Raw genomic sequence first — 21,960 nt, 5'->3', positions numbered from 1 at the left:
CGCCACGGCGTGCTGCCGCGCACGCTGCACGTGGACGCCCCGTCCTCGCACGTCGACTGGACCGAGGGCGCGGTCGAACTGCTCACCGAGCAGACCGCCTGGCCCGAGACCGGCCGCCCGCGCCGCGCCGCCGTCTCCTCCTTCGGCATCAGCGGCACCAACGTCCACACCGTCCTGGAGCAGGCGCCCGCCCTCGCCGCGCCCGCCCCGGCCGCCCCCGAGCGCACCGCCGGAGCCGTCCCGCTGCTGCTGTCCGGCCGCACCCGCGACGCCCTGCGCGCCCAGGCCGCCCGCCTGCTCACCCACCTCCAGAACCACCCCGAGCCGTCCCTCGCCGACCTCGCCCACTCCCTGGCCACCACCCGCTCCCGCTTCGAGCGCCGCGCCGCGGTGATCGCGCAGGACCGCGACGGACTGCTCGCCTCCCTGACCGCGCTCGCCGCCGGCCGCCCCGACCCGGCCGTCGTCGAGGGCGAGGCCGCGGGCCGTGCCCGGATCGCCGTCATGTTCTCCGGCCAGGGCAGCCAGCGCGCCGCCATGGGCCGCGAACTGTACGAGACCCAGCCCCGGTTCGCCGCCGCGTTCGACGAGGTGTGCGCCGCCCTCGACCCGCTGCTCGACCGGCCGCTGCGCGAGGTCGTGTTCGCCGCCGAGGGCACCGACGAGGCCGCCCTGCTCGACCGCACCGGCTTCACCCAGCCCGCGCTGTTCGCCGTCGAGGTCGCCCTCTACCGCCTCGTCGAGAGCTGGGGCGTCCGCGCCGACTTCGTCACCGGTCACTCCATCGGTGAGATCGCCGCCGCGCACGTCGCCGGGGTGCTCACCCTTCAGGACGCCGCCCGCCTGGTCGCCGCACGCGCCACCCTCATGGAGGCGCTGCCGTCCGGCGGCGCCATGATCGCCGTCCAGGCCACCGAGGACGAGGTCGCCCCGCTGCTCGGCGAGGGCCTGTCCATCGCCGCCGTCAACGGCCCCACCTCCGTCGTCGTCTCCGGCGACGAGGACGCCGCCGCGGAACTCGCCGCCGAGTTCTCCGGCCGAGGGCGCCGCACCAAGCGTTTGCGGGTGAGCCATGCCTTCCACTCGCCGCACATGGACGCCATGCTCGACGCGTTCCGCACGGTCGCCGAGACGCTGTCCTACGCCGCCCCCCGCATCCCGCTGGTCTCCGACCTGACGGGCCGCAGGGCCGACGACGCCGAGGTGCGCACCGCCGACTACTGGGTGCGCCACGTCCGCGAGGCAGTCCGGTTCGCCGACTGCGTCCGCACCCTGCGCGACGCCGGTGCCACCCTCTTCCTCGAACTCGGCCCCGACGGACTGCTGACCGCCATGGCCGAGGACACCCTCGGCGACGACCGCGACGACCACGAGACCGTGCTCGTCCCGCTGCTGCGCGGCGACCGCCCCGAGGAGACCGCCGCCGCCACCGCCGCGGCCCGTCTCCAGATCCACGGCGTCGACCTCGACTGGAGCGCGTACCTCGCCGGCACCGGCGCGCGCCGCACCGACCTGCCGACCTACGCCTTCCAGCACGCCCACTACTGGCCGCAGCTGCCCTCCGCCGCGCCCTCCCCGGCCGGCGATGTGGCCGACCAGAAGCTGTGGGCCGCCGTCGAGCGTGGCGACGCCGCCGAACTCGCCGCCGTCCTCGGCCTCGACGAGGACAGCCTCACCCCGCTCGACTCCCTGCTGCCCGCGCTCAGCTCCTGGCGCCGCGGCAACCAGGAGAAGGCGCTCCTCGACACGCTGCGCTACCGCGTCGAGTGGACCCGGCTGCGCAAGCCCGCCGCGCCCGTCCTGGACGGCACCTGGCTGCTCGTCTCCTCCGACGCCACCGCCGACGACGAGACCGAGCTGCTCGACGGCCTCGCCGAGGCGCTCGGCGCGCACGGCGCCCGGGTCCGCCGCCTCGTCCTGGACGCCGACTGCGCCGACCGGGCCGTGCTGGGAGCCCGCCTCGCCGGCACCGAGTACGCCGACACCACCGCCACCACCGCCCATGTGCTGTCCGTGCTGCCGCTCGACGAGCGCCCCACCGACGGCCCCGCCGGCTTCACCCAGGGCCTCGCCCTGACCATCGCCCTCGTCCAGGCCCTCGCCGACACCGGCGCCCGGGGCCGGCTGTGGACCGCCACCCGCGGCGCCGTCTCCACCGGCCCCGCCGACCCGGTCACCCGCCCCGCCCAGGCCGCCGCCTGGGGCATGGGCCGTGGTGTCGCCCTGGAGCACCCCCGCCTGTGGGGCGGCCTCGTCGACCTCCCGGCCGACTTCGACCGCCGCGCCGGACAGCGCCTCGCCGAAGTCCTCGCGGTCAAGGACGCCCCCGACGGCGAGGACCAGGTCGCCCTGCGCGCCACCGGTGTGCACGGCCGCCGCCTGGTCCGCCACACCGTCGACGAGCTGCCGCCCGCCGACCGGTTCACCGCCTCCGGAAGCGTCCTGATCACCGGCGGCACCGGCGGCCTCGGCGCCGAGACCGCCCGCTGGCTGGCCCGCTCCGGCGCGGACCACCTCGTCCTCACCAGCCGCCGCGGCCCCGACGCGCCCGGCGCCGCCGAACTCCGCGCCGAGCTGACCGACCTGGGCGCGAGCGTCTCCATCGTGTCCTGCGACGTCGCCGACCGCGACGCCCTCGCCGCAGTCCTCGACGGCCTGCCCGCCGACCAGCCCCTCACCGGTGTCGTGCACACCGCGGGCGTCGGCCACTACGGGCGGCTGGACGGACTGACGCCCGCCGAGTTCGCCGGCCTCACCGCCGCGAAGCTGGCAGGCGCCGCTCACCTCGACGACCTCCTCGGCGACCGCGAACTGGACTTCTTCATCCTGTTCGGCTCCATCGCCGGCGTCTGGGGCAGCGGCGACCAGAGCGCCTACGGCGCCGCCAACGCCTACCTCGACGCCCTCGCCCTGGCCCGCCGCGCCCGTGGCCTCGCCGCGACCTCCATCGCCTGGGGCCCGTGGGGCGGCAGCGGCATGGCCGCCGACGACGCCGTCTCCGACACCCTGCGACGCCAGGGCCTGCGCCTGCTCGACCCCGCGCACGCCCTCATCGAGATGCGCCGCGCCGTCGTCCGCCAGGACGTCGCCGTCACCGTCGCGGACGTCGACTGGACCCGCTACGCCCCGCTGTTCACCTCCGTCCGGCCCAGCGCCCTCATCAGCGACCTGCCCGAGGTCCGCGCCCTGGCCGCCGAGAACACCCCCGCCGACACCGGCGACGCGTCCGAGATCGTCCAGCGGGTCCGCTCGCTGTCCGAGCCGGAGCAGCTGCGCCTGCTCACCGAGATGGTGCGCGCCGAGGCCGCGACCGTGCTCGGTCACTCCTCCGCCGACGCCGTGCCGGAGGGCCGTGCCTTCCGCGACATCGGCTTCGACTCGCTGACCGCCGTCGAACTGCGCAAGCACCTCGGCGCGGCCACCGGCCTCTCCCTGCCGAGCACCATGGTGTTCGACTACCCGACCCCGCTGGAGCTGGCCCAGTACCTGCGGGCCGAGATGGTCGGCTCGGTGCTGGAGGTCGCGGGTCCCGTCGCCACCGGCGCCGCCGACGACGAGCCCATCGCCATCATCGGCATGAGCTGCCGCTACCCGGGCGGCGTCAGCTCCCCGGAGCAGCTGTGGGACCTGGTCCTCTCCGGCACCGACGCGATCACCGACTTCCCGGTCAACCGCGGCTGGAACACCGCCGGGCTCTACGACCCGGACCCCGACCACCCCGGCACCACCTACTCCAGCCAGGGCGGCTTCCTGCACGAGGCCGACGAGTTCGACCCGATGTTCTTCGGCATCTCGCCCCGCGAGGCGCTCGTCATGGACCCGCAGCAGCGGCTCCTCCTGGAGACCACCTGGGAGGCCTTCGAGCGCGCCGGACTCACCCCCGACACCCTTCGTGGCAGCCTGACCGGCACCTTCATCGGCTCCAGCTACCAGGAATACGGAATGGGCGCCGGCGACGGCACCGAGGGCCACCTGGTCACCGGCACCAGCCCCAGCGTGCTCTCCGGCCGCCTCGCCTACGTCTTCGGCCTGGAGGGCCCGGCGGTCACCGTCGACACCGCGTGCTCGTCCTCGCTGGTCGCGCTGCACCTGGCCTGCCAGGCGCTGCGCAACGGCGAGAGCAACCTCGCGGTCGCGGGCGGCGCCACCGTCATGACCACCCCCAACGCGTTCGTGGCGTTCAGCCGGCAGCGGGCCCTCGCCCAGGACGGCCGGTGCAAGGCGTTCTCCGAGGGCGCCGACGGCATGACCCTCGCGGAGGGCGTCGGCATCGTCCTCGTCGAGCGGCTCTCCGACGCCCGCCGCAACGGCCACCCCGTGCTCGCCGTCATCCGCGGCTCCGCCATCAACCAGGACGGCGCCTCCAACGGCCTCAGCGCCCCCAACGGCCCCTCGCAGCAGCGCGTGATCCGCCAGGCCCTCGCCAACGCCCGCGTCGCCCCGGGGGAGATCGACCTCCTGGAGGCCCACGGCACCGGCACCCCGCTCGGCGACCCCATCGAGGCGCAGGCCCTGTTCGCCACCTACGGCCGCACCCGTACGCCCGAGACCGCACTGCACCTCGGCTCGGTGAAGTCGAACATCGGCCACACCCAGTCCGCCGCCGGTGTCGCGAGCATCATCAAGATGGTCATGGCGCTGCGCCACGGTGTGATGCCGCGGACCCTGCACGCCGACGAGCCGTCCAGCCACGTCGACTGGAGCCCCGGCACCGTGCGGCTGCTCGGCGAGAACACCGACTGGCCGCAGACCGGCCGTCCGCGCCGGGCCGCCGTGTCCTCGTTCGGCATCAGCGGCACCAACGCCCACGTCATCCTGGAGCAGGAGACCGAGGCGCCCGCCGGCGGCGACGAGCAGCCGGCCGTGGCGCCGGTGCCGGTCGCCGCCGGTGTCGTGCCGTGGGTCCTGTCCGCCCGCGCCGCCGCCGCGCTGCGCGAGCAGGCCGACCGGCTCCTCACCCACCTCGTGACCGCCGTCCCGGCGGCCCGTCCGATCGACATCGGCCTGTCCCTGGCCACCTCCCGCGCTCTCTTCGAGCACCGGGCCGTGGTCGTGCCGCCCGCCGGCGCCGACCCGCTTCAGGCGCTGCGCGCCGTCGCCGCCGACGGACCCTCGGGCGTCGTCGCCCGCGGTGTCGCCGACGTCGACGGCCGTACCGTCTTCGTGTTCCCCGGTCAGGGTTCGCAGTGGGTGGGCATGGGTGCCCAGCTCCTGGACGAGTCGCCGGTGTTCGCGGAGCGGATCGCCGAGTGCGCCGCCGCGCTCGCCGAGTTCGCGGACTGGAACCTCGTCGACGTCCTGCGGGGTGCGGAGGGTGCTCCGACATTGGAGCGCGTCGATGTGGTCCAGCCCGCGTCGTTCGCGGTGATGGTGTCGCTGGCCGCGGTGTGGCGGGCGCAGGGCGTGGAGCCGGACGCGGTGGTGGGTCACTCGCAGGGCGAGATCGCCGCGGCCGTGGTCTCGGGTGCGCTGTCGCTGCGTGACGGTGCCCGGGTGGTGGCGTTGCGCAGCCAGGCCATCGGGCGCAGCCTCGCCGGCCGGGGCGGGATGATGTCGGTGGCGCTGCCCGTCGGGGACGTGGAGGCCCGTCTCGAGGCGTTCGGCGGGCGGGTGTCCGTCGCCGCCGAGAACGGCCCCCGCTCCTCCGTCGTCGCGGGCGAGCCGGAGGCCCTGCACGAACTGCACGCGCAGCTCACCGCCGAGGAGATCCGGGCCCGCCGGATCGCCGTGGACTACGCCTCGCACTCCCACCACGTCGAGGACCTGCACGACGAGATCCTTCAGCTGCTGGCCGAGGTCGCGCCGGCCGCGTCCGAGATCCCGTTCTTCTCGACCGTCACCGGCGACTGGCTCGACACCACCGTCATGGACGCCGGCTACTGGTACCGCAGCCTGCGCGGACGCGTGCTGTTCGCGGACGCCGTGCGCGACCTGATCGCCGCCGAGCACCGGGCCTTCATCGAGGTCAGCTCCCATCCCGTGCTGTCGATGTCCGTCCAGGACATGCTCGACGACGCCCAGGTGGCCGGTGTCGCCTCCGGCACCCTGCGCCGCGACAACGGCGGCCTGGACCGCTTCCTGCTGTCCGCCGCCGAGGTGTTCGTCCGCGGTGTCCACGTCGACTGGACCGCCGTGTTCGGGGGGACCGGCGCGTCCCGCGTCGACCTGCCCACCTACGCCTTCCAGCACGAGAACCTGTGGGTCGTCCCGGCCCTCCAGGAGGCCGCCACCGCCGCCGATCCCGAGGACGCCGCGTTCTGGACCGCCGTCGAGGACGGGGACGTCTCCGCCCTGACCGCGGCCCTCGGCACCGACGAGGACTCCGTCGCCGCCGTGCTGCCCGCGCTGTCCTCCTGGCGCCGGTCCCGCCGTGAGCGCTCCACCGTCGACTCCTGGCGCTACCGCGTCACCTGGAAGCCCGTCACCAAGCTCCCGCAGCGCACCCTCGACGGCACCTGGCTGCTGGTGACCGCCGACGGCGTCGACGGCACCGACGTCGCCGAGGCGCTGGAGACGGGCGGCGCCCAGGTGCGGCGCCTCGTCCTCGACGAGACCTGCACCGACCGCACCGTCCTGCGTGAGCGCCTCACCGACACCGACGGCCTCACCGGCATCGTCTCCGTCCTCGCCGGCGCCGAGCGGACCGGCGCCGTCCCCGGCACCGGACTCGTCCTCGGGGTCGCCCTCACCGTCGCCCTCGTCCAGGCGCTCGGCGACGCCGGCATCGAGACCCCGCTGTGGGCGCTGACCCGCGGCGCCGTCTCCACCGGCCGCGCCGACAAGGTCACCGCGCCCGTCCAGGCCCAGGTCACCGGCATCGGCTGGACCGCCGCGCTGGAGTGCCCGGGACGCTGGGGCGGTGTCGTCGACCTGCCCGAGACGCTCGACGCCCGCGCCGGCCGGCGGCTCGCGGCCGTCCTCGCCGGCGCGCTCGGCGACGACGACCAGGTCGCCCTGCGCTCCTCCGGCGTCTTCACCCGCCGTGTCGTCCGCGCCGACGCCGCCCCCGAAGGCCCCGCCCGCGACTGGAGGCCCCGCGGCACCACCCTCGTCACCGGCGGCTCCGGCACCCTCGCCCCCCACCTGGCGCGCTGGCTCGCCGAGCAGGGCGCCGAGCACCTGGTCCTGGTCAGCCGGCGCGGCCCGGAGGCGCCCGGCGCCGCCGAACTCCGTGCCGAGCTGGAGGAACGCGGCACCGCCACGACCCTCGCCGCCTGCGACATCACCGACCGCGACGCGGTCGGCGCCCTCCTCGAAAGCCTGAAGGCCGAGGGCCGCACCGTCCGCACGGTCGTGCACACCGCGGCCACCATCGAACTGCACACCCTCGACGCCACCACGCTCGACGACTTCGACCGCGTCCTCGCCGCCAAGGTCGCCGGTGCGCGGATCCTCGACGAGCTCCTCGACGACGAGGAGCTGGACGACTTCGTCCTGTACTCCTCCACCGCCGGCATGTGGGGCAGCGGCGCGCACGCCGCGTACGTCGCGGGCAACGCCTACCTCGCGGCCCTGGCCGAGCACCGGCGGGCCCGCGGACTGACCGCCATGTCGCTGTCCTGGGGCATCTGGGCCGACGACCTCAAGCTCGGCCGCGTCGACCCGCAGATGATCCGCCGCAGCGGCCTGGAGTTCATGGACCCGCAGCTCGCGCTGAGCGGCCTCAAGCGGGCCCTCGACGACGACGAGCACGTCATCGCGGTCGCCGACGTCGACTGGGAGACGTACCACCCCGTCTACACCTCGGCCCGGCCCACCCCGCTGTTCGACGAGGTCCCCGAGGTGCGGCGGCTCACGGCCGCTGCCACGCAGAGCGCCGGGACCGCCGCCCACGGCGAGTTCGCCGCCGCGCTGCTGGCCCTGCCCGCCGCCGAGCAGCACCGCAAGCTGCTGGAGACCGTCCGCACCGAGGCCGCCTCCGTGCTCGGACTGGCCTCCGCCGACGACCTCACCGACCAGCGCGCCTTCCGCGACGTCGGCTTCGACTCGCTGACCGCGGTCGGGCTGCGCAACCGGCTCGCGTCCGTCAGCGGGCTGACGCTGCCGTCCACGATGGTCTTCGACTACCCGAACCCGGCCGCCCTGGCCGGCTTCCTCCACTCCGAACTGGCCGACGTCCACTCCGCGGGCGCCGTCGCCGTCACCGCCGGCGCGCCCGTCGACGACGACCCGATCGTCATCGTCGGCATGAGCTGCCGCTACCCCGGCGGCGTCACCTCCGCCGAGGAGCTGTGGCGGGTCGCGCTGGACGAGGTCGACGCGATCTCCGTCTTCCCCGCCGACCGCGGCTGGGACGCCGAGGCCCTCTACGACCCCGACCCGGACGCGTCCGGCCGCACCTACTCGGTGCAGGGCGGCTTCCTGCGCGACGTCGCCGACTTCGACCCCGGCTTCTTCGGCATCTCGCCCCGCGAGGCCCTGTCGATGGACCCGCAGCAGCGCCTCCTGCTCGAGACGGCCTGGGAGGTCTTCGAGAACGCCGGCATCGACCCGGTCGCCCGGCGCGGCAGCCTCACCGGCACCTTCATCGGCGCCAGCTACCAGGACTACGGCGCCGCCGTGCCCGGCAGCGAGGGCTCCGAAGGCCACATGATCACCGGCTCGCTCCCCAGCGTGCTGTCCGGCCGCGTCTCCTACCTGTTCGGCTTCGAGGGCCCCGCCGTCACCCTCGACACCGCGTGCTCGTCCTCGCTGGTCGCCATCCACCTGGCCTGCCAGTCGCTGCGCAACGGCGAGAGCTCCCTCGCCCTCGCCGGCGGTGCCAGCATCATGTCCACGCCCATGTCGTTCGTCGGCTTCAGCCGCCAGCGTGCCCTCGCCGAGGACGGCCGCTGCAAGGCGTACGCCGAGGGCGCCGACGGCATGACCCTCGCCGAGGGCGTCGGCCTGATCCTGCTGGAGCGGCTCTCCGACGCCCGCCGCAACGGCCACGAGGTGCTCGCCGTCATCCGCGGCTCCGCCATCAACCAGGACGGCGCCTCCAACGGCCTCACCGCCCCCAACGGCCCCTCCCAGCAGCGCGTCATCCGCCAGGCACTCGCCAACGCCGGCGTCGAGGCGGACGACATCGACGTCCTGGAGGGACACGGCACCGGCACCTCCCTCGGCGACCCGATCGAGGCGCAGGCCCTGTTCGCCACCTACGGCAGGGACCGCGACCCCGAGCGGCCCGTGCTGCTCGGTTCGGTGAAGTCCAACATCGGCCACACCCAGATGGCCTCCGGCGTCGCCAGCGTCATCAAGCTGGTCCACGCCCTCAACGAGGGCGTCGTCCCCAGGTCGCTGCACATCGACGAGCCGTCCACCCACGTCGACTGGTCCTCCGGCACCATCCAGCTGCTCACCGAGCGCACCGAGTGGCCCGAGACCGGCCGTCCGCGCCGTGCCGCCGTGTCGTCCTTCGGCCTCAGCGGCACCAACGCCCACACCATCCTGGAGCAGGCCCCCGCCGAGACCGCCCCGGCCGCCCCCGAGGACACCCCCGCGCCGCGGGACGCCCTCGTGCCCGTCCTCGTCTCCGGACGCGGCGAGGCGGCCCTGCGCGCCCAGGCCGGAGCCCTGCTCGACCTGCTGGCGGACCGCCCCGGCATCCACCCGACCGACCTGGCGTTCTCCCTCGCCACCTCGCGCGCCGCCCTCGAGCACCGCGCCGCGGTCGTCGCCGACGACCACGAAGGACTGGTGCGCGGCCTGACCGCGCTGCGCGACGGACTGCCCGGCGCCGGTCTCGTCCAGGGCCGCACCGGCCGCGGACGCACCGCCTTCCTGTTCACCGGCCAGGGCAGCCAGCGCCTCGGCATGGGCCGCGAACTGTACGAGCGCCACCCGGTGTTCGCCGACGCCCTGGACGCGGTGCTCGCCCGGATCGACGGCACCACCGAACGCCCCCTGCGCGACGTGCTGTTCGCCGCCGAGGGCTCCGAGGAAGCCGCCCTGCTCGACCGCACCGGCTACGCGCAGCCCGCGCTGTTCGCCCTCGAAGTGGCGCTGTTCCGGCTGCTGGAGTCGTGGGGGATCACCCCCGACTACCTGGCCGGCCACTCCGTCGGCGAGATCGCCGCCGCGCACGTCGCCGGCGTCCTCGACCTCGACGACGCGTGCACCCTGGTGGCCGCCCGCGGCCGGCTGATGCAGGCGCTGCCCGAGGGCGGCGCGATGGTCGCCCTGGAGGCCGCCGAGGACGAGGTGCTGCCGCACCTGGAGGGCCTCGCCGACCAGGTCTCCGTGGCCGCCGTCAACGGACCCCGGTCCGTCGTCGTCGCCGGCGAGGAGGAGCCCGTGCTCGCCGTCGCCGCGCACTTCGCCGAGCAGGGGCGCCGCACCAAGCGCCTGCGGGTGAGCCATGCCTTCCACTCGCCGCTCATGGACGCCATGCTGGACGACTTCGCCACCGTGGCCCGCACACTGACGTACCACGCGCCGGCGATCCCGTTCGTCTCCAACGTGACCGGCACCCTCGCCACCCCCGAGCAGGTGTGCGGCGCCGACTACTGGGTCTCCCACGTCCGCTCCGCCGTGCGCTTCGCCGACGGCGTCGGCTGGCTGTCCGCCCAGGGCGGCGTCCAGACCTTCCTGGAACTCGGCCCCGACGGCGTGCTGAGCGGAATGGCCCGCGAGAGCCTCACCGACGCGTCCCGCACGGCGCTGCTGCCCACGCTCCGCGGCGACCGCCCGGAGGAGCAGGCCCTCGTCACCGCCGTCGCCGCGGCCCACACCCACGGCTTCGACGTCGACTGGGCCACCTGGTTCGAGGGCAGTGGCGCCCGCCGTGTGGCCCTGCCCACCTACGCCTTCCAGCGCGAGCGGTACTGGCCCGACACCACCGCGGCCGGCACCACCACCGTCGCACCCGGCTCCGCGCTCGACGCCGAGTTCTGGGCCGCGGTGGAACACGCCGACGTCGCCTCGCTCGCCGCCTCCCTCGGCCTGGACGACACGACCGTCACCGCGATGGTCCCGGCGCTCACCGCCTGGCGGCGGCGCCGCGGCGAACAGTCCGCGCTCGACTCCTGGCGCTACCGCGTCACCTGGAAGCCGCGCGGCGGCGCCCCCGCCGCCGCACCCACCGGACGCTGGCTCGTCCTCGTCCCGGCCGCCTACCGCGACGAGGCCACCGCCGCCTGGGCCGCCGACGTCGAGGCCGCCCTCGCCACCGAGACCGTCCGCGTGGAGGTCACCGGCACCGATCGCGCCGCCCTCGCCGCCCGCCTCACCGAGGCCGCCGACGGCGACGCCTTCCAGGGTGTCCTGTCGCTGCTGCCGCTCGCGCCCGGCGACGCCGGACACCCCGGCGCCCCGGCCGCGCTCACCCTCACCGCCACCGCCCTCCAGGCGCTCGGCGACGCCGGTCTCGACGCCCCGCTGTGGAACGTCACCCGGGGAGCCGTCGCCGTCGGCCGCTCCGAGCAGGTCACGGCGCCCGAGCAGGCCGCCGTGTGGGGCCTTTGCCGGGCCGCCGCCCTCGAACTGCCCGGCCGCTTCGGCGGCAGCGTCGACCTCCCGGAGGACCTGGACACGCAGGCCGCCCGACGGCTGCGCGGCATCCTGGCCGCGGGCGACGGCGAGGACGCCGTCGCCGTCCGCGCCGGCGGTGTCTTCCTGCGCAGGCTGGCCCACAGCCCCGTCGCCGACACCGTCCGCCCCGCCTTCGACCCGGCGGCCGGCACCGTCCTGATCACCGGCGGCACCGGCGGCATCGGCGGACACCTCGCCCGCCGCCTGGCCCGCGACGGCGCCGCCCACCTGCTGCTCACCAGCCGCCGTGGACCCGACGCCCCGGGCGCCGCCGAACTCCGCGCCGAACTGGAGGAGTCGGGCGCCCGCGTCACGATCGCGGCGTGCGACGCCGCCGACCGCGACGCGCTCGCCGCACTCCTCGCCGAGGTGCCCGAGGACGCGCCGCTCACCGCCGTCTTCCACACCGCGGGCGTCGTCGACGACCACGTGGTGGACGAGCTGACCCCGGCGAGCTTCGCCACCGTCCTGCACGCCAAGACGGTCGCCGCCCGCCATCTGCACGACCTCACCGCCGGCCTCGGCCTCGCCGCGTTCGTCCTGTTCTCCTCGACCGCCGGCCTCATCGGCGCCGCCGGACAGGGCAACTACGCCGCCGCCAACGCCCAGCTCGACGCCCTCGCCGAGCAGCGCCGCGCCCAGGGCCTGCCCGCCCTGTCCGTGGCCTGGGGCCCCTGGGCCGGCTCCGGCATGGTCGCCGACGCCGCCGAGATCGCCGCCCGCGTGCGCCGCGGCGGATTCGAACCCCTCGACCCCGCCTCCGGCGTCGCCGCGCTGCTGCGCGCCGTCGACAACGGCGACACCACCCTCGCCATCGCCGACATCGACTGGGAACGCTTCCTGCGCGCCTTCGCGGCCGGCCGCCCGCTGCCGCTCGTCGCCGACCTTCCGGAGACGGCCGGCGCGACCGCCCCGGCGGCGGCCACCGCCACCGGGTCGGGCCTGCGGCAGCGACTCGCCGAGATGCCCGCCGAGGAGCGCGCCGCACACGTCCTCGACCTGCTGCGCACCCAGGTGGCGGCCGTCCTCGGCCACGCCGACGCCCGCACCGTCGACGACGACCTGGCCTTCCGCGACCTCGGCTTCGACTCGCTCACCGTCCTGGAGCTGCGCAACGCGCTCAACGCCATCACCGGCCTGAGCCTGCCCGCCTCCCTCGTCTACGACCACCCCACGCCGCGCGAGATGGCGGACTTCCTGCTCGCAGAACTCCTCGGCACGCTCCCGGAGTCCACCGCCCACACCGTCGCCACCCGGGCCGTCGGCGACGACCCGATCGCGGTCGTCGGCCTCGCCTGCCGCTTCCCCGGCGGCGTCACCACGCCCGAGGAGCTGTGGCGGCTGCTGACCGAGGGCCGCGACGGCATCACCCCCTTCCCCGACGACCGCAACTGGGACATGGCGGCGCTCGGCGCCGGCGCCTCCGACACGCTGCACGGCGGATTCCTCGCCGGGGTCGCCGACTTCGACGCCCGCTTCTTCGGCATCTCGCCCCGCGAGGCGCTCGCCATGGACCCGCAGCAGCGGCTGCTGCTCGAAACCACCTGGGAGGCCCTGGAGCGGGCCGGCATCGACCCGGCCGCGCTGCGCGGCTCCACCACCGGTGTCTTCGTCGGCACCAACGGCCAGGACTACCCGAACCTGCTGCGCCGCTCCGCCTCGGACGTCGCCGGCTACGTCGCCACCGGCAACACCGCCAGCGTGATGTCCGGCCGCCTGTCCTACGCCCTCGGCCTGGAGGGTCCCGCGGTCACCGTCGACACCGCCTGCTCCTCCTCGCTGGTCGCCCTGCACTGGGCGGGCCGCGCGCTGAGCGCGGGCGAGTGCGACCTCGTCGTCGCGGGCGGCGTCTCGGTGATGTCGACCCCCGACTCCTTCGTCGAGTTCAGCACCCAGGGCGGACTGGCCCCCGACGGGCACTGCAAGCCGTTCTCCGACGACGCCGACGGCACCGCCTGGTCCGAGGGCGTCGGCATCCTGGTCCTGGAACGGCTCTCCGACGCGATCCGCAACGGCCACGAGGTCCGCGGCATCATCCGCGGCACCGCCGTCAACCAGGACGGCGCCTCCAACGGCCTGACCGCCCCCAACGGCCCGTCCCAGCAGCGCGTCATCCGCCAGGCCCTCGCGGACGCCCGCCTCGCGCCGTCCGACATCGACGCGGTCGAGGCGCACGGCACCGGCACCACCCTCGGCGACCCGATCGAGGCGCAGGCCCTGCTCAACACCTACGGCAGGGACCGCGACGCCGAACAGCCGCTGCTCCTCGGCACCATCAAGTCGAACATCGGCCACACCCAGGCCGCCGCGGGCGTCGCCGGCGTCATCAAGATGCTGCTGGCGATCCAGCACGGCACCCTGCCGCGCACCCTGCACGTCACCAGCCCCACCAGCCACGTCGACTGGAGCAGCGGCGCCGTGTCGCTGCTCACCGAGGAACGCGACTGGCCCGGGACCGGACGGCCGAGGCGCGCGGGCGTCTCCGCCTTCGGCGTCAGCGGCACCAACGCGCACGTCATCGTGGAGCAGGCTCCCACCGACGAGCCCGCCCCCGCCCCCGCCGACGAGCCCGCTCCCGCCGCCGACGTCACCACCGTCCCGTGGATCGTCTCCGGCCGCAGCCGCGAGGCCCTCCAGGACCAGATCGACCGGCTCACCGCGTACGCCGCCGCCCACCCGGAACTCTCCCCGCTGGACGTCGGCCGCTCGCTGGCCACCGACCGCACCCTCTTCCCGCACCGCGCCGTGCTGCTCGCCGGCCCCGACGGGGTGCGCGAGACGGCCCGCTCGGTCGCGTCCCGCACCCCCGGCCGCACCGCCTTCCTGTTCTCCGGCCAGGGCGCCCAGCGCCCCCGGATGGGCCGCGAACTGTACGAGCGGTTCGCGGTGTTCGCCGACGCGCTGGACGCGGTCCTCGCGCAGTTCGACACCACGCTGGACTTCTCGCTGCGCCAGGTTCTGTTCGCCGCGCCGGGCACGCCCGACGCCGAGCTCCTGGACCAGACCGGCTGGACCCAGCCCGCGCTGTTCGCCGTCGAGGTCGCCCTCCACCGCCTCCTGGAGTCGTGGGGCCTGACCCCCGACCACGTCGCCGGTCACTCCGTCGGTGAGATCGCCGCCGCGCATGTCGCCGGGGTGTTCTCGCTGGAGGACGCCTGCCGGCTGGTCGCGGCCCGCGCCCGCCTGATGCAGGAGCTGCCGCGGGGCGGTGCGATGCTCGCGGTGCGTGCCACCGAGGAGGAGGTGCTCCCGCTTCTGACGGAGCGGGTGTCGATCGCCGCGGTCAACGGTCCTTCGTCGGTGGTCGTCGCCGGTGACGAGGACGAGGTCGCCGCGATCGCCGCGCACTTCGAGGCGCAGGACCGCAAGACCACCCGGCTCAGGGTCAGCCACGCCTTCCACTCGCCGCTCATGGACCCGATGCTGACCGGCTTCGCCCGGGTCGCGGAGTCCCTCACCTACCATGAGCCCCGCATCCCCCTGGTCTCCACGGTGACCGGCGCCCCCGCCGGAGCCGAACTCCTCACCCCCGACTACTGGGTGCGCCACGTCCGCGAGACCGTCCGGTTCGCCGACGGCGTGCGCGCCCTGCGCGAGGCCGGCGTCACCGCCTTCGTCGAGATCGGCCCGGACGGCCGGCTCACCGCCGCCGCCCAGCAGACCCTGGACGCGTCCGCCGACGGGGCACCCGCCACCACCGTCCCGCTCCAGCGCCGCGACCGCGCCGAGGAGACCACCCTCCTGGACGGGCTGGCCGCCCTGCACACCCAGGGCAGCGGACCCGACTGGACCGCCTGGTTCGCCGGCACCGGCGCACACCGCGTCGAGCTGCCGACGTACGCCTTCCAGCGCGAGCGCTACTGGCCCGAGCCCGCCGCGCCCGGCGCCACCGGCACTCCGGACCCCGTCGACGCCGCCTTCTGGGCCGCCGTCGAGCGGGAGGACCTGGAGAGCCTCACGGCCTCCCTGGGCCTGGACGGCGACACCGTCACCACGATGGTGCCCGCGCTGTCCGCCTGGCGCCGCCGCAACGACGCCCGCTCCACCGCCCGCGACTGGCGCTACCACGAGAGCTGGACCGCGCTCGGCACCCCGGCGCACGCCGCCCCGGCCGGCCGGGTCCTGGCCCTCGTACCCGCCGAGCACGCGGGCGCCGACTGGGCGGAGACGCTCGTCACCGCCCTGGGCGCCGACCCGCTCGTCGTCGACGAGACCCCCGGTTCCCTCGCCCGGGAACTCGCGGACGTCGACACGGACGGCTGGACCACGGTGGTCTCGCTGCTCGCCGCGGGCACCGGCACCCTGCCGGCGCCCGACGCCGCACCGGCCGCCGTCCTCCAGGCCCTGCGGGCCGCCGGTGTCGACGCCCCGCTGTGGTGCGTCACCCGCGGCGCCGTCTCCGTCACCGGGGAGGCACCCGCCGCCGTCGGCCAGGCCGCCCTGTGGGGCATGGGCCGGGTCGCCGCCCTTGAGCACCCCGAGGGCTTCGGCGGCCTCGCCGACCTCGCGCCCGACGCCGACGCCGCCACCGCGGCCCTGCTCGCCGCCCACCTGACCGGGCCCGGCAGCGAGGACCAGATCGCCGTCCGCGCCGCCGGCCTGTTCGGCCGCCGCCTCGTGCGCACCGCCGTCGCCCCCGGCGACGCAGGATGGCGCCCGCACGGCACCGTCCTCGTCGTCGGCGGGACCCGCACCATGGGCGCCCGCGCCGCCCGCTGGCTCGCCCGTGAGGGCGCCGCCCGCCTGGTGCTCACCACCTCGCTCGCCGACGGCGGCACCGACACCGAGGAGCTGCGGGCCGAACTCGCGCGGCTCGGCGCCGAGGTCACCGTCGCGGTCCACGACACCGGCGACCGGGACGCGGCCACCGCGCTCCTGGACGGTCTGACCGACCTGACCGCGGTCGTGTACGCCGACGACGCCCCGGCGGACGGCCTGGCCGCCGCCCTCGCCGAGGCCGTCGTCGGCCGCTCCCTGGACGCGTTCGTCCTCTTCGGCTCCATCGCCGGGGTCTGGGGCGTGCGCGGCAGGTCCGACGAGGCCGCGGGCGGCGCCTACCTGGACGCCCTCGCCCGCGCCCTGCGCGCCGGCGGGACGCCCGCGCTGGCCGTCTCCTGGGGTGCCTGGGCCGAGCTGGCCGACGCGTCGGCCACCGCCCACCTGCGGATGAACGGGCTGCCGGTGATGGACGCCGACGCGGCCCTGACCGCCCTTGCCGGTGCCGTCGCCGACGGCTCCGCCGCGGTCACCGTCGCCGACGTCCGCTGGGACACCTTCGCCCCGGCGCACCACGAGGCCCGGCCCACCGCACTGTTCGACGGCCTGCCCGAGGCCAGGACCGCCCTCGCCGGCGCGGCCCGCGCCCGTACCGAGGAGGCCGCCGCCTCCGGTGGCTACGGCCAGTGGCTCCTGGAGCAGCCCGCCGCCGACCGGGACGACATCCTGCTCGCCCTCGTCGGCGAGAAGGCCGCCCTGGTCCTCGGCCACGCGGACACCGCGCTCGTCGAACCCGACCTGCCCTTCCGGGACCTCGGCTTCGACTCGCTGACCGCCGTCGACCTGCGCAACCAGCTCACCGCGGCCACCGGCATCACCCTGCCCGCGACCCTGGTCTTCGACCACCCCAACCCCGCGGCGCTCGCCGCGCACCTGCGCACCGAACTCCTCGGCGGCGCCACGGACACCGCCGCCCCGGTGGCCGCGCCCGTCGCCACCGGCGACGACCCGGTCGTCATCGTCGGCATGGCCTGCCGCTACCCCGGCGGCGTCAACTCGCCCGAGGACCTGTGGCAGCTCCTCATCGACGAGGTCGACGCCGTCGGCGACTTCCCGGCCGACCGGGGCTGGGACCTCGACGCCCTCGCCGCGGACGGCCCGGGACGCAGCGCCACCGACCAGGGCGGATTCCTCTACGACGCCACCGACTTCGACCCCGGCCTGTTCGGCATCTCGCCGCGCGAGGCCATGGTGATGGACCCGCAGCAGCGGATCCTGCTCGAGGCGTCCTGGGAGGCCCTGGAACGGGCCGGCATCGACCCGGTGACCCTGCGGGGCAGCGGCACCACCGGCGTCTTCGTCGGCGGCGGCTCCGGCGACTACCGCCCGCCGGCCGAGTACGGCCAGTGGCAGACCGCCCAGTCCGCCAGCCTCCTGTCCGGCCGCGTCGCCTACACGCTCGGCATCCAGGGCCCCACGGTGTCCGTCGACACCGCCTGCTCCTCCTCGCTGGTCGCCCTGCACCTGGCCGCCCAGGCCGTGCGCTCGGGCGAGTGCTCGATCGCCCTGGCCGGCGGTGTCACCGTGATGGCCACCCCGGTCGGCTTCGTGGAGTTCAGCGCCCAGGGCGCGCTGTCGCCCGACGGCCGCTGCCGAGCCTTCTCCGAGGACGCGAACGGCACCGGCTGGTCCGAGGGTGTCGGCATGCTCGTCGTCGAGCGCCTCTCCGACGCCCGCCGCAACGGCCACCGCGTGCTCGCCGTGCTGCGCGGCTCCGCCATCAACCAGGACGGCGCCTCCAACGGCCTGACCGCGCCCAGCGGCCCCGCCCAGCAGCGCGTCATCCGCCAGGCCCTCGCCAACGCCCGCCTGGAGAGCGCCGACGTCGACGCCGTCGAGGCGCACGGCACCGGCACCAAGCTCGGCGACCCGATCGAGGCGCAGGCCCTGCTGGCCACCTACGGCCAGGACCGCGAGCGGCCCGTGCTGCTCGGCTCCCTGAAGGCCAACATCGGCCACACGCAGGCCGCGTCCGGTGTCGGCGGCGTCATCAAGATGGTGCTCGCCATGCAGCACGGTCTGCTGCCGCGCTCGCTGTACGCCGAGAACCCCTCGTCGCACGTCGACTGGACCGCGGGCAACGCACGCCTGCTCACCGAGCTCACCGCCTGGCCCGAGTCCGAGCGGGCGCGCCGGGCCGCCGTCTCCTCCTTCGGGGCCAGCGGCACCAACGCCCACCTGATCCTGGAGCAGCCGGAGCCCGTCAAGCAGCCCGCGCGGCCCGCCGCGGACGGCTCGCCCGTCCCGGTCCTGCTGTCCGGCCGCTCGGAGAACGCGCTGCGCGCCCAGGCCCGCAAGCTCCTGGCCCATGTGGCCGACCACCCCGAGGAGACGGTCACCGACCTGGCCCGCACCCTGGCCACCACCCGCGCCGTCTTCGAACACCGGGCCGTGGTGACCGCCGCCGACCGGGACGCGCTGCTCGCCGGGCTCACCGCCGTCGCGGAGGGCACCACCGCCGCGCACGCCGTCGAGCACCATGTGGAGCGCACCGGCAAGCACGCCGTGCTCTTCTCCGGTCAGGGCTCCCAGCAGCCCGGCATGGGCCGGGACCTGTACGAGCGGTTCCCGGTGTTCGCCGAGGCGTTCGACGCGGTCCTCGCCCGGCTCGACGGCCACCTCGGTGCCTCGCTGCGGGACATCGTCTGGCACGGCGACCAGGAGACCCTGAACGAGACCGGGCACACCCAGCCCGCGCTGTTCGCCTTCGAGGTCGCCCTGTACCGCCTGGTGGAGTCCTGGGGCGTGACGCCGGACTTCGTCGCCGGCCACTCCGTCGGCGAGATCGCCGCCGCCCATGTCGCGGGCGTCCTCTCCCTGGACGACGCCTGCCGGCTGGTCGCCGCACGGGCCCGCCTGATGCAGGAACTGCCGCGCGGCGGCGCCATGGTCGCGGTCGAGGCCACCGAGAAGGAGGTCGCCGCCCACCTCACCGACGCGGTGTCGATCGCCGCGGTCAACGGCCCTTCGTCCGTGGTGCTCGCCGGTGAGGAGGACGCGGTGCTCGCCCTGGCCGCCGTCCTCGCCGAGCGGGGCCGCCGCACCACCCGCCTCAAGGTCAGCCACGCCTTCCACTCGGCGCTGATGGACCCGATGCTCGCCGAGTTCCGCAAGGTCGCCGAGAGCCTGCGCTACGACGCACCCCGCATCGCCGTCGTGTCCAACGTGACCGGCGACGTGGCGGGCACCGGGGAACTGTGCGACGCCGACTACTGGGTGCGCCATGTGCGCGGCACCGTCCGGTTCGCCGACGGCGTCACCGCACTGGCCGGCCGGGGCGTGGGCGTCTTCCTCGAACTCGGCCCCGACGCGGTGCTGTCCGCGCTCGCCGAGCAGAGCGCCCCGGACAGCGTCGGCATCCCCGCGCAGCGCCGCAACCGCGACGAGGTGGAGACCCTGGTCGCCGCCCTCGGCCGGCTGCACGTGCACGCCGCCGGACCCCGCTGGGACAGCTTCTTCGACGCCGCCCCCGGCTCCTGGCTCGACCTGCCGACCTACGCCTTCCAGCGCGGCCGGTTCTGGCCGGACACCCTGCCCGCCACCGCGCAGGGCACCGTGTCCGCCGGGGAGGCCGACGGCACCGACACCGCCTTCTGGGACGCCGTCGCGCAGGAGGACTTCGGCTCGCTCGAGTCCGTCCTCGACGTCGAGGGCGACGCCCTGTCCAAGGTGCTGCCGGCCCTGCTCGACTGGCGCCGCCGCAAGTCCGAGGAGACACAGCTCGACAACTGGCGCCACCGCATCGTCTGGAAGCGTCTGACCGGCGCGGCGATGGCCCACCGCAAGCCGCTCACCGGCACCTGGCTGGCCGTCGTCCCCGAGGGCCTCGGCGAGGACCCGTGGGTGACGACCGCGCTGGACGCCCTGGGCACCCGGGTGGTGCGCGCCGAGGCCGGCAGCGCCGCCCGGGAGGCCATGGCCGCCACCCTGCGTGAGGCCACCGCGGAGGGCACCCGCTTCGCCGGCGTCGTCTCCCTGCTCGCCCTGCGCGAGACGGTGCACGGCGACGTGCCCGAGGGCGTCGCCCTCACCGGCACGCTGCTCCAGGCCCTCGGCGACGCCGGGATCGAGGCCCCGCTGTGGTGTGTCACCCGCAGCGCCATGTCCGCCAACCGCACCGACCGCCCGCGCCGGCCGCTGCAGGCCGCCGTGTGGGGCCTGGGCCGGGTGGCCGCGCTGGAGTACCCGCACCGCTGGGGCGGCCTGGTGGACCTGCCGGAGCGCGCCGACGAGCGTGCCGCCGCCGGACTCGCCGCCGTCCTCGCCGGACTCGACGGGGAGGACCAGGTCGTCGTGCGCGGCTCCGCCGTCCTCGCCCGCCGCCTCGTACCGGCCCCGGACCGCGGGCAGAGCGGCGCCTGGAACCCGGCCGGCACCGTGCTGATCACCGGCGGAACCGGCGCCCTCGGCGCCCATGTGGCCCGCCGCCTGGCCAAGGAGGGCGCCCAGCACCTGGTGCTGCTCGGCCGCCGCGGTCCCGAGGCGCCCGGCGCCACCGCCCTGCGCGACGAACTCCAGGAGCTCGGCACCGGCGTCACCCTCGCCGCCTGCGACGCCTCCGACCGGGATCAGCTCACCGCGGTGCTCGACGCGATCCCGGCCGACCGGCCGCTGACCGCGGTGATCCACGCGGCGGGCGTGCTCGACGACGGCGTCATCGACCGGCTCACCCCGGAGCGGTACCAGCAGGTGTTCCGCGCGAAGGTCACCTCGGCGCTGCTGCTCGACGAGCTGACCCGCGACCTCGACCTGGCCGCGTTCGTCCTGTTCTCGTCCGCCTCCTCCGCGGTCGGCAACCCCGGCCAGGCCAACTACGCGGCGGCCAACGCGGTCCTGGACGCCCTCGCCGAGGTCCGCCGGGCGCAGAACCTGCCCGCGACCTCCGTGTCCTGGGGCGCCTGGGCGGGCGGCGGCATGGCCGAGGGCCACGGCGCGGACGAAGCGGCCCGCCGGGCCGGTGTCGGCGCCATGGACCCGGACCTCGCCGTGGAGTCGCTGCTGCGGCTGGTCACCGGCAAGGAGCCGACCGCGGTGGTCGCCGAGGTCGCCCTCGACCGGTTCGCCTCCGCCTTCGGCGGCACCCGGCCGAGTGCCCTGCTGCGGGAGTTCCCCGGCTACCGGGAGACCGTCGCCGCGGCGGCGCCCGAGTCCCCGGAGGGCACCCTCGCCGACCGGCTGGCGGGCATGCCGCCGGCTCGCCGGCTCGACACCGTCGTGGACCTGGTGCGCACCCGTGCCGCGCAGGTCCTCGGCTACCCGGACACCGGCGCCGTCGGCGCCGAACGGTCCTTCCGGGACCTCGGGGTGGACTCACTGGGCGCTGTCGAGCTGCGTAACCAGCTCGGCGCCGCGACCGGCCTGAGCCTGCCCGCGACGCTGGTCTTCGACCACCCGACGCCGCTCGCGCTGGGTGAGTTCGTCCTCGCCCGGCTCGTCCCCGACGAGCCGGCCGTGTCCGACGAGGAGACCGAGATCAGGGCCGTACTGGCCTCCGTGCCGCTCGACCGGCTGCGTGAGATCGGCGTCCTGGAGCCCCTGCTCCAGCTCGCCGGACGCGGCGGTGGGGCCGGCGACGACGAAGACGACGAGTCCGTCGACTCGATGACAGTGGCAGACCTGGTGCGGGCCGCGCTCAACGGCCAGTCCGACCTGTAGCGCGAAGTGATGGAG

Annotated in this window: 1 protein-coding gene; it reads left to right on the top strand. The window is 75.8% G+C overall.

All coding sequences use genetic code 11. From position 1 onward, the window contains the following. The coding region (locus tag ACIOWN_RS31775; protein WP_401984128.1) for a type I polyketide synthase at positions 1–21,945 on the top strand (21,945 nt) is incomplete at its 5' end. Between the last annotated feature and the right edge of the window lie 15 nt (positions 21,946–21,960).

The sequence above is a fragment of the Streptomyces sp. NPDC087787 genome (assembly GCF_044743035.1).
Classification (GTDB): domain Bacteria; phylum Actinomycetota; class Actinomycetes; order Streptomycetales; family Streptomycetaceae; genus Streptomyces.
This window is presented reverse-complemented; position numbering and strand designations above follow the sequence as displayed.